At 69.0% G+C, this 9,460-nt stretch carries 9 protein-coding genes; 1 reads left to right on the top strand and 8 read right to left on the bottom strand.

From position 1 onward, the window contains the following. Nucleotides 1–295 precede the first annotated feature (295 nt). Both glyS and K9U41_RS19785 read right to left on the bottom strand, forming a co-directional pair. Nucleotides 296–2,413: a glycine--tRNA ligase subunit beta gene (gene glyS / locus K9U41_RS19780; protein ID WP_282642571.1), complete on the bottom strand. Its 2,118-nt coding sequence runs from the start codon at nucleotides 2,411–2,413 to the stop codon at nucleotides 296–298. A gap of 66 nt (nucleotides 2,414–2,479) precedes the next feature. Further along, nucleotides 2,480–3,406, bottom strand: coding sequence for a glycine--tRNA ligase subunit alpha (locus tag K9U41_RS19785; RefSeq protein ID WP_282642577.1), 927 nt, complete (start codon nucleotides 3,404–3,406; stop codon nucleotides 2,480–2,482). 417 nt (nucleotides 3,407–3,823) lie between these two features. Here K9U41_RS19785 and K9U41_RS19790 point away from each other — a divergent pair, with 417 nt between their 5' ends. Then, on the top strand, nucleotides 3,824–4,099 hold the full coding sequence (locus tag K9U41_RS19790) for a DUF1153 domain-containing protein (RefSeq protein WP_012113328.1): 276 nt from the start codon (nucleotides 3,824–3,826) through the stop codon (nucleotides 4,097–4,099). 187 nt (nucleotides 4,100–4,286) lie between these two features. Here K9U41_RS19790 and phnN read toward each other — a convergent pair whose 3' ends face one another. From phnN to K9U41_RS19820, 6 genes are all read right to left on the bottom strand, one after another. After that, nucleotides 4,287–4,913 carry a phosphonate metabolism protein/1,5-bisphosphokinase (PRPP-forming) PhnN gene (gene phnN / locus K9U41_RS19795; protein WP_282642572.1) on the bottom strand — a complete coding sequence of 209 codons (627 nt, stop codon included), beginning with the start codon at nucleotides 4,911–4,913 and terminating at the stop codon, nucleotides 4,287–4,289. Further along, nucleotides 4,910–6,049: an alpha-D-ribose 1-methylphosphonate 5-triphosphate diphosphatase gene (locus K9U41_RS19800; protein WP_282642573.1), complete on the bottom strand. Its 1,140-nt coding sequence runs from the start codon at nucleotides 6,047–6,049 to the stop codon at nucleotides 4,910–4,912. The genes phnN and K9U41_RS19800 overlap by 4 nt, the downstream gene beginning before the upstream one ends. 16 nt (nucleotides 6,050–6,065) lie before the next feature. Then, nucleotides 6,066–6,815 carry a phosphonate C-P lyase system protein PhnL gene (phnL, locus tag K9U41_RS19805; RefSeq protein WP_432715833.1) on the bottom strand — a complete coding sequence of 250 codons (750 nt, stop codon included), beginning with the start codon at nucleotides 6,813–6,815 and terminating at the stop codon, nucleotides 6,066–6,068. Nucleotides 6,816–6,994: 179 nt separating this feature from the next. Beyond that, a complete protein-coding gene (gene phnK / locus K9U41_RS19810) occupies nucleotides 6,995–7,792 on the bottom strand; it encodes a phosphonate C-P lyase system protein PhnK (protein WP_282642574.1) in 798 nt (265 codons plus the stop codon). Continuing rightward, nucleotides 7,789–8,697, bottom strand: coding sequence for an alpha-D-ribose 1-methylphosphonate 5-phosphate C-P-lyase PhnJ (locus K9U41_RS19815; protein ID WP_282642575.1), 909 nt, complete (start codon nucleotides 8,695–8,697; stop codon nucleotides 7,789–7,791). Before K9U41_RS19815 ends, phnK begins: the two co-directional genes overlap by 4 nt. Then, the coding region (locus K9U41_RS19820; RefSeq protein WP_282642576.1) for a carbon-phosphorus lyase complex subunit PhnI at nucleotides 8,694–9,460 on the bottom strand (767 nt) is incomplete at its 5' end. The genes K9U41_RS19820 and K9U41_RS19815, both read right to left, overlap by 4 nt.

The raw sequence follows: 9,460 nt of genomic DNA on the forward strand, positions 1-9,460 counted from the left end.
CTGCCGGGGGTGTAGCCCGGGGTGGCCTGGGTGCGGCCGCCTTCCTGGGCGGGGCCGGAATGGGTGTTGGGATTGTCGGAGGTGCCGCTGGTCTGCGCCTGGCTCGTGCCCGACAGGGCGATGAGGGCAGCAGCCGCGGCCGGAATGGCAAACTTCATCATGCGCATGAACCTGTCTCCTGATGTTGCCGGGTATGCCGGGTTCAACAGCGCAGGAGGCGTTTGGTTCACGCACCCTAATGTGATGCCACGGATGGAACCCGCCGCGCCCATGGGGCGGCGGGGCGGGTGGCGCTTCAGCCGCCGATGCGGTCGAAATCGGCGATGCCGCGGGTGGCGGCGCGGATTTCATCCAGCAGCTTGAGGCGGTTCTCGCGCAGGGCGGGGTCGGGGTCATTCACCGTGACCGCCTCGAAGAAGGCATCCACGGGGGCGCGCAGGTCGGCCAGGGCGGTCATGGCGGCGGCGAAGTCTTCCTGCGCCACGGCGGCGGCGACGCGGGGTTTCACATCGTCGATGGCGGCGGCGAGGCGCTCCTCCGCCGGCTCCTTCAGCAGCGCGGCATTGGTGGGGCCGGTGAAGGCGCGGCCGTCCTTCTTCTCCTCGATGCGCAGGATGTTCACCGCGCGGCGATAGCCGGCCAGAAGCGTCTTGCCGTCCTCCGTATCGAGGAAGCGGGCCAGCGCCGTCATGCGGTCCACCAGCAGGAACAGGTCGTCCTGACCCTCCAGGGCGAAGACCGCATCCACGAGGTCATGGCGCGCGCCATGCTCGCGCAGATGGACTTTCAGGCGGTCGGCGAAGAAGGAGAGGAGGTCGATCAAGTGCACAGGCAAGACGAGATCGCCAAATGCACGCGAGTGAATAAGACGTGTTTCGCCCCAGTCACGGGAATCGCTGACAAGTAAAGGCGCAGACAACCTCACCCGCAGCCCATTCTCCAGCACAATCCGGATCACCCCCAGCGCCGCCCGGCGCAGCGCATAGGGGTCCTTGCTCCCGGTGGGCTTTTCATCAATCGCCCAGAAGCCCACCAAAGTGTCGATCTTGTCCGCCAGCGCCACGGCGATGGAGACCGGCGCGGTGGGCACCCGGTCGCCGGGGCCTTGCGGCTTGTAGTGCTCCTCGCAGGCGGCGGCGACTTCGCTCGCCAGCCCCTCGTCCTGGGCGTAATAGCGGCCCATGAGGCCCTGAAGCTCCGGGAACTCGCCTACGACTTCGGTGAGCAGGTCTGCCTTGCAGAACGCCGCGGCATCCTCTGCCAGCGCCGGTTCCGCCCCGACCTTGGGGGCAATCTCCCGGGCAAGACGAACGATCCGCTCGATGCGCTCGGCCTGCGAGCCCAGCTTCTCGTGGAAGGTGATGGACTGGAACCGGGGCATCCGGCTTTCCAGACCGTTCACCCGGTCCGTATCCCAGAAGAATTTCGCGTCCGACAGGCGCGCGCGGATGACGCGCTCGTTGCCGGCGACGATGGCCGCGCCGTCGTCGCTCGCCACCAGATTGGAGATGAGCAGGAAGCGGTTGGCGAGGCGCCCGGTGGCCGGGTTCTTCAGCACGAAGCACTTCTGGTTGGCGCGGATGGTGGCGCGGATCACCTCGTCCGGGATGTCGAGGAAGCGCTCCTCGAACGCGCCCATGAGCACCACGGGCCATTCCACCAGCCCGGCCACCTCGTCCAGCAGGCCCTCGTCCTCCACCAGCTCAAGGCCGGAGGCGAGCGCCAGGTCCTTGGCATCGTTGAGGATGATGTCCTTGCGGCGGTCGCGGTCGACCACCACCTTGGCGGCTTCAAGCTTGGCCATCCAGTCGTCCAGCCGCTTCACCGTGATGGGCGCGGGGGCGAGGAAGCGGTGGCCATAGGTGACGTTGGAGGAGACGATGCCGTCCACCTCGAACCGCACCACCTCCGGCTCGTCCCCGTCCGCCCCGAAGGTGGCGACGATGGAATGCAGCGGCCGCACCCACTTGAGCGAACCCGCGCCCCAGCGCATGGATTTCGGCCACGGGAAGCGGCGGATGATGGCGGGGATGATCTCGGCGATCACCTCGGGGGTGGGGCGGCCGGGCTTCTCCACCACGGCCACGTAGAAGTCGCCCTTCTTGGGGTCGCTCTGCACGGTGGCCTGATCGAGGGAGGAAAGCCCCGCGCTCTTGAGGAAGCCGGCGATGGCGCCTTCCGGCGCACCCACGCGCGGGCCCTTCTTCTCCTCGCGCTGGTCCGCCTGCCGGCCGGGCAGGCCGTGCACCGCCAGCGCCAGACGGCGCGGGGTCACGAACGCCTTCGCGCCCTCATAGAGCAGGCCCCGCTCCACCAGATCGTCGGTGACGAGCTTTTTCAGCTGCTCAGCCGCCTGGGCCTGCATGCGGGCGGGGATTTCCTCGGAGAACAGTTCAATGAGAAGGTCGGGCATGGGATCAATCTTGATCAATCTTGGTCGCGCGGGGCGATGAAGGGGGCCGGAAGCGGGGAGGGGCGCTCAGGCCGCCCCGCCGGCCGCCGTCTTGAGCCAGGCGGCGCCGCAGGCCTTCGCCAGCTCGCGCACCCGCAGGATGTAGCTCTGCCGCTCGGTCACCGAGATCACGCCGCGCGCGTCGAGCAGGTTGAAGACGTGGGAGGCCTTGATGCACTGGTCATAGGCCGGCAGCGCCATCTCGTGCTTCTCGCCCTTGTCGCCGAAGGCGAGATACTTGTGGCAGGCCTTCTCGGCCATGCGGAACTGCTCCAGCAGCATCTCGGTGTCCGCGGCCTCGAAATTGTGCCGGGAATATTCCTGCTCGGCCTGGTGGAACACGTCGCCGTAGCTGATCTTCTCAGCGCCCTCTCGGCCGTTGAAATTGAGGTCGTAGACGTTTTCGACCCCCTGCACATACATGGCGAGGCGCTCCAGCCCATAGGTCAGCTCGCCGGAGACGGGGGCGCACTCGATGCCGGCCACCTGCTGGAAATAGGTGAACTGCGACACCTCCATGCCGTCGCACCAGCATTCCCAGCCCAGGCCCCAGGCGCCCAGCGTCGGGCTCTCCCAGTCGTCCTCCACGAAGCGCACGTCGTGCAGGCCGAGATCCACGCCGATGGCCTGAAGCGACTTCAGGTACAGCTCCTGAAGGTTGTCCGGGGACGGCTTCAGGATCACCTGGAACTGGTAATAATGCTGCAGGCGGTTGGGGTTCTCGCCATAGCGGCCGTCCTTGGGGCGGCGGGAGGGCTGCACATAGGCGGCCTTCCAGGGCTTCGGCCCCAGCGCCCGCAGGGTGGTGGCCGGGTGGAAGGTGCCGGCGCCCACTTCCATGTCATAGGGCTGGAGGACCACGCAGCCCTGGTCCGCCCAGAAGCGCTGAAGGGTCAGCAGCAGGGCCTGGAAGGAACGGTCGGGCCGCATGTGGGCGGGAAGGGCGGGATCAATCATCATGTGCTCGCAAGGCCATTTCCAGCGGCTTTGCGGCCCGGTCGTCCCGTTCGTGGGCCGGCCGGGCGGCAGCGCCGCAGGCGCGCGGGACACTAGAGAGGCGCTGCCGCGATGGCAACTCGCCGGCGGGGAATAGGCGGGGGCGGCGGCTGCAGGGCGGTAAAGCCGGCCTGTCCGCTGGCGCCACGATGGCGGTGATGAACCGATGCCCACGCCGCCGCCGCGCCCCAATTCCTTCCTGAAATCTTACCGGATTTGCATTCTGCGAAAACATCGGGGTCTTTACGTTTCGGGAATATCTTGTTCATGTGCTGTTAAGACAAGTAAATATCCTGTTTTTCTCGGGCTTTAGCAAAGTTTTCATCGGCATCTGCAATCTTGTCTTGCGTTTTGATGTGTAGCAGGTGCGTAGCGATGACCGATGCCTATCGGCCGAGGGTGAAATATGTGATCGGCCCGGACGGGGGACCGTTGACCATCGCCGACCTGCCGCCGCCGGATACGCGACGCTGGGTCATCCGCCGCAAGGCGGAGGTGGTGGCCGCCGTGCGCGGCGGCCTGCTGTCCCTTGAGGAGGCGTGCAAGCGCTACACCCTCACCGTGGATGAATTCCTGTCTTGGCAGGCCTCCATCGACCGCCACGGCCTGCCCGGCCTGCGCACCACGCGCATCCAGCATTACCGCCAATAGGGGGCGAGTGCCCCGGCCGACTGGAGCGATGAGCGGAAGGAGCGCCGGGGTCCAGCGCAAGAGACCGCCGCAGGCGCCTCCTGCACGACGGCCAGGACGTCACATGGCCTGCTTGCGCAGGAGTCTCTGCTGGATCCCGGCTCGGCGCTCCGGCTGCGCCGTCGCTGGTCCGGGACACGCGGCGGTCTTATTCCGCCGCCGCCAGCTCCGCCGCGATGAAGGCGCCGAGCCGTTGCCCGCCGTCCGCGGGCGTGCCCACATTCTCGATGACGAGGTCGGGGGCCACGTCCACCTCCGGTGCGCGGGACAGGCGCTCCTCGATGTCGGATGCGCTCTCGCGGCCGCGCGCGGCGAGGCGCCCTGCCCGCACCGCCACCGGGGCCGTTACCTCCACCACGCGCACCCGCGCAAAGCGCGCCCGCGCCTCCGGCAGGGTGGCGCGCGAGCCGTTGGCCACCACCACGCCGCCTTCCGCAATGGCCTGCGCCACCTCGGGACCAAGCGCATAACAGAGCCCGTGCGCCCGCCAGAATAGCGGGAAACGCCCCTGCGCTCTGAGCGCCTCGAACTCCGCTTCGCTGAGGGTGCCGTGGGCCTCCCCCGTGCCCGTGGGGCGGGTGACGAGCCTTCGGGCGAACAGCACCCGGGCGTTCCCGGCGAAGCGGGCGCGGGCGATGTCGATCAGCGTGTCTTTGCCGGCGCCCGAGGGGCCGACCACCAGCAGCAGCGTTCCGGGACTCAGCAGGCCATCCCGGCGCGTGTCGGCCGGCCTGTGGCCGAGGGTCGCCCCTGCGCCGGTCTCCTGCTTGCTCATGCCACCCGCTGCCCCGCGCGGTGCACCGCCTTCACCACCGGCATGTCGCCGGCCAGGGTGACCCGCACCAGGTCGGCGCGCCGGCCCTGGGCGATCTCGCCCCGGTCGGTCAGGCCGGCCACCTCGGCGGGGGTCTTCGTCACCATGCGCACCGCCCGCGGCAGGCCGATGGAGGGCACGCGGCGGGCAAGGTCGAAGGCCGACCACAGCAGGCTGGAGGGCACATAGTCCGAGGAGAGGATATCAAGCAGCCCGGCGCGGGCCAGCGCCTCGGCGGAGACGTTGCCGGTGTGGGAGCCGCCGCGCACCAGGTTCGGCGCGCCCATGAGCACGCGGATGCCGGCATCGTGGGAGAGCCTGGCCGCCTCTTCCGTGGTAGGGAATTCGGCCACCGCGACACCGTCGCCGATGGCTTCGGCCACATGCTCGGGGGTGCCGTCGTCGTGGCTTGCCACCACGCAGCCATGGGCGTGGGCCAGCGCCACCAGCCCGGCTCGGTTCTCCCGGGCGAAGCGCTCGTGGAAATCGAGCCGCGTGGCCACGATCACATCCATCTCCTCGGCCGTGATTCCGCTCTTCTTCATGTAATAGGAGCGGAACTGGTCCACGCTCGCAAACTGCCTCTGGCCGGGGGTGTGGTCCATGAGGGAGATCAGGTGCACGTCGGTGGTGTCGAGGATGGCGGCGGCGTCCTCCACCACGGTGTCGGTGGGCACCTCGCAGCGCAGGTGGATGAAGTGGTCGGCCCGCAGCACGCCGGCGGCGCGGGCCTCCTTCAGGGCGCGGATGAGGATGGGGGCGTCGCCGTCCATGCCCACCGCCTTCTTGTCCGGCCACACCCGCAGGCTGTCGAACACGGTGGTGATGCCGGAGGCGGCGATCTGCGCGTCATGGGCGAGCACGGCGGCGAGCGGGTTCCAGCGCACCTTGGGGCGAGGGGCAAGGTGGCCTTCCACATGGTCGGTGTGGAGTTCCACCAGGCCCGGCAGCAGAAAGTCGCCCTCCAGGTCCTGTGCGCATTGCGGCGCCGCGCCGGTACCGATGGTGGCAATGCGGCCGTCGCGGACGGTGAGGTGGCCCGTGACGATCTCGTCGGCGAGGACGAGGCGGGCATTGGCGAACACCTGTTCGGTCATGTCTTCAAATCCTGGCTCAGGCTGAAAAGCGGGTGACGTCCACCACCCGGTCGGCGACGGCATCGCGGGTCTCGGCATCGTGGAAGATGCCCAGCAGGCCGCAGCCCTGCGCCTTCTTCTCGCAAATGAGGTCGATCACAACCGCCCGGTTGGCGGCGTCCAGAGATGCGGTGGGCTCGTCCAGCAGCAGCAGGGGCTGGGTGCTGATGAAGCCGCGCGCCACGTTCACCCGCTGCTGCTCGCCGCCGGAGAAGGTGGCGGGCGGCAGGCCCCACAGCCGTTCCGGCAGGTTGAGCCGGGTCAGCAGGGCGCCGGCGCGGGCCTTGGCGGTCTCGGCATCCACGCCTTCCGCGCGCAGGGGCGCGGCCACCACGTCGAGGGCCGACACGCGGGGAATGACGCGCAGGAACTGGCTGACATAGCCGATGCGCTCGCGCCGCAGGCGCAGCATCAGGCGCGGGGCGGCGCCCGCCACCTCCACCATGGCGTCATGGTCGGCCACCAGCACGGAGCCTTTGTCCACCCGGTAATTGCCGAACACCATCTTGAGGATGGAGCTTTTCCCCGCCCCGGAAGGGCCGCCCAGGGCCACGCACTCCCCGGCATGGACGGCGAGGGAGACGGCGGAGACCACGGGCAGGCTGAGGCCGCCCTGAAGGTGCAGGGTGAAGCTCTTGCCGAGGTTCTCGACGAGGAGGAGAGGGGCGCCGTCACCGTGCCCGGCGCGCTGGCCGCCCGCATCGGCGTGGTTTGTTTCCCGGCCCAGCGACGGCGCAGCCGGAGCGCCGAGCCGGGATCCAGCATCGGGCTCCTGCGCAGCAGGCGAAAGCGCCGCGCGCTTTTGGATTGAAGCGCCTGCGGCGGCGTCTTGCGCCGGGTCCCGGCTCGCGTTCCGCGCCTGCGGCGCTCCACTTGGCCGGGACACGGTGGCAGTCGGATCGGTCATCATGCGGCGAGCACCGAGGAGACGAGGAGCTGGGTGTAGGGCTCGCGCGGGTCGTCGAGCACCTGGTCGGTGAGGCCCTGTTCGATCACGCGGCCGGATTTCATCACCATGATGCGGTGGGACAACAGCCGCGCCACCGCCAGGTCGTGGGTGACGATGACCACCGCGAGGCCGAATTCCTCCACCAGCTGGCGGATGAGGTCGAGCAGCCGCGCCTGCACCGATACGTCGAGGCCGCTGGTGGGCTCGTCCATGAACACGAGGCGCGGGCGGGTGACGAGGTTGCGCGCGATCTGGAGCCGCTGGCGCATGCCGCCGGAGAAGGTGCGCGGGTCGTCGTCCATGCGCTCGGTGGCGATCTCCACGCGGGCGAGCCAGTCGGCGGCCTCGTCGCGGATGTTGCCGTAGTGGCGCCAGCCCACGGCCATGAGGCGCTCGCCCACATTGCCGCCGGCCGAGACCGCCATGCGCAGGCCCTGTTCCGCATGCTGGCGCACGAAGCCCCAGTCTGTGCGCAGCAGCAGGCGCCGCTCGGCCTCCGACAGCGCCGCGAGGTCGCGCATCTCCCCGTCGCGCATGCGGTAGGACACGCGGCCGGCGCTGGGAGCCATCTCGGTGGAAAGCAGGCCCAGCAGGGTGGACTTGCCGGAGCCCGATTCCCCCACGATGGCCAGGACCTCGCCGGCATGCAGGGAGAGGTCCACGTCGCGGCAGCCGAGGCGGGAGCCGTAATATTTCGCCAGCCCCTCGGCGACGAGGAGGGGGGCGTCGGGGTGCGAGGTCATCTGCGGGCTCATGGCCGCCCCTCCCCATAAGGCGCGCTCATGGAACCGGTGTGGCCTTCGTCCTGCCGGGTGGCGCAATGGTCGGTGTCGGAGCACACAAACATGCGCGATCCCCTGTCGTCGAGGATCACCTCGTCGAGATAGACCCCCTTGGCGCCGCACAGGGCGCAGGGCTCGGCGAAGGCCTGCACCGCGAACGGGTGGTCCTCGAAATCCAGCGACACCACGCGGGTATAGGGCGGGATGGCATAGATGCGCTTCTCCCGCCCCGCGCCGAACAATTGCAGCGCCGGGCTGTCGTCCATCTTCGGGTTGTCGAACTTGGGGATGGGGGAGGGGTCCATCACGTAGCGACCCGCCACCTTCACCGGATAGGCATAAGTTGTGGCGATGTGGCCGTGCCTGGCGATGTCCTCGTAGAGCTTCACCTGCATCAGCCCGTAGTCTGCGAGGGCGTGCAGGCGCCGGGTCTCGGTCTCGCGCGGCTCGAGATAACGCAGGGGCTCGGGGATGGGCACCTGATAGACGATCACCTGGCCTTCCCTCAGCGGCGCCTCGGGAATGCGGTGGCGGGTCTGGATGATTGTGGCGTCCTGGGTGCGCGTGGTGGTGGCCACCCCCGCCGTGGTCTCGAAGAAGCTGCGGATGGCCACGGCGTTGGTGGTGTCGTCCGAGCCCTGGTCGATCACCTTCAGCACATCGTTTGCGCCGAGGATGGCGGCGGTCACCTGCACGCCGCCGGTGCCCCAGCCATAGGGCATGGGCATTTCGCGGCTGGCGAAGGGCACCTGATAGCCGGGGATGGCAATGGCCTTCAGGATGGCCCGGCGGATCATCCGTTTCGTCTGCTCGTCCAGATAGGCGAAATTGTAGGTGATGGCGGGCATGCCGGAGGCGGTGCGGGCGAGGGCGGTCATTCGGCGGCCTCCTTGTGGGGGGCTGCGGCCGCTTCCGGTGCTCGTGCCTCAGCCTCGTCCGCGTGCTCCGCGCGCATGCGGCGGATGAGGTCCAGCTCGGCCTGGAAGTCCACGTAATGGGGCAGCTTCAGATGCTCCACGAAGCCGGTGGCCTGCACGTTGTCGCAATGGGAGAGCACGAATTCCTCGTCCTGTGCCGGGGCGCTCTTCTCCTCGCCCAGCTCGGCGAAGCGCAGCGACCGGTCCACCAGCGCCATGGACATGGCCTTGCGCTCCAGCTGGCCGAAGACAAGGCCGTAGCCGCGGGTGAATTGCGGCGGCTGTGTCGCCGAGCCCTTGAACTGGTTCACGCTCTGGCACTCGGTGACGCTGATTTCGCCCAGCGGCACGGCAAAGCCCAGCTCTTCCGCGTGAAGGCTCACCTCCACCTCGCCGAAGCGGATCTCGCCCACGAAGGGATGGGTGCGCGCATAGCCGCGCTGGGTGGAATAGCCGAGCGCCAGCAAGAAGCCCTCGTCGCCCCGCGCCAGCGCCTGGAGCCGCAGCGGCCGGTCGGCGGGAAAGGACAGGGGCTCGCGGGTGAGGTCGCGGGGCGGCGTGCCGTCGTCCGCCGGGGCGGGCTCGATGAGGCCCTCGTCGCCGAGCAGGTCGGTGACGCGGGGCATGGGGGCCTGCGCGCTGAACCCTCTCCCGCTCCGAGGCTGGATGTTTCCGGCCTCGGTCTCTGGAGCCGAACTCGGCAACAGCCGAGTTCGGTCGGGGG

Source organism: Xanthobacter autotrophicus, from assembly GCF_029991245.1.
In the GTDB taxonomy this organism is placed as follows: Bacteria; Pseudomonadota; Alphaproteobacteria; order Rhizobiales; family Xanthobacteraceae; genus Xanthobacter; species Xanthobacter autotrophicus_C.

What these genes read in the sequence shown, in the direction of transcription:
- K9U41_RS19790 (WP_012113328.1), top strand. Translation starts at nt 3,824, where the DNA reads ATGACCGATGCCTATCGGCCGAGGGTGAAATATGTGATCGGCCCGGAC.
- glyS (WP_282642571.1), bottom strand. Translation starts at nt 2,413, where the DNA reads ATGCCCGACCTTCTCATTGAACTGTTCTCCGAGGAAATCCCCGCCCGC.
- K9U41_RS19800 (WP_282642573.1), bottom strand. Translation starts at nt 6,049, where the DNA reads ATGACCGAACAGGTGTTCGCCAATGCCCGCCTCGTCCTCGCCGACGAG.
- phnN (WP_282642572.1), bottom strand. Translation starts at nt 4,913, where the DNA reads ATGAGCAAGCAGGAGACCGGCGCAGGGGCGACCCTCGGCCACAGGCCG.
- phnK (WP_282642574.1), bottom strand. Translation starts at nt 7,792, where the DNA reads ATGAGCCCGCAGATGACCTCGCACCCCGACGCCCCCCTCCTCGTCGCC.
- K9U41_RS19815 (WP_282642575.1), bottom strand. Translation starts at nt 8,697, where the DNA reads ATGACCGCCCTCGCCCGCACCGCCTCCGGCATGCCCGCCATCACCTAC.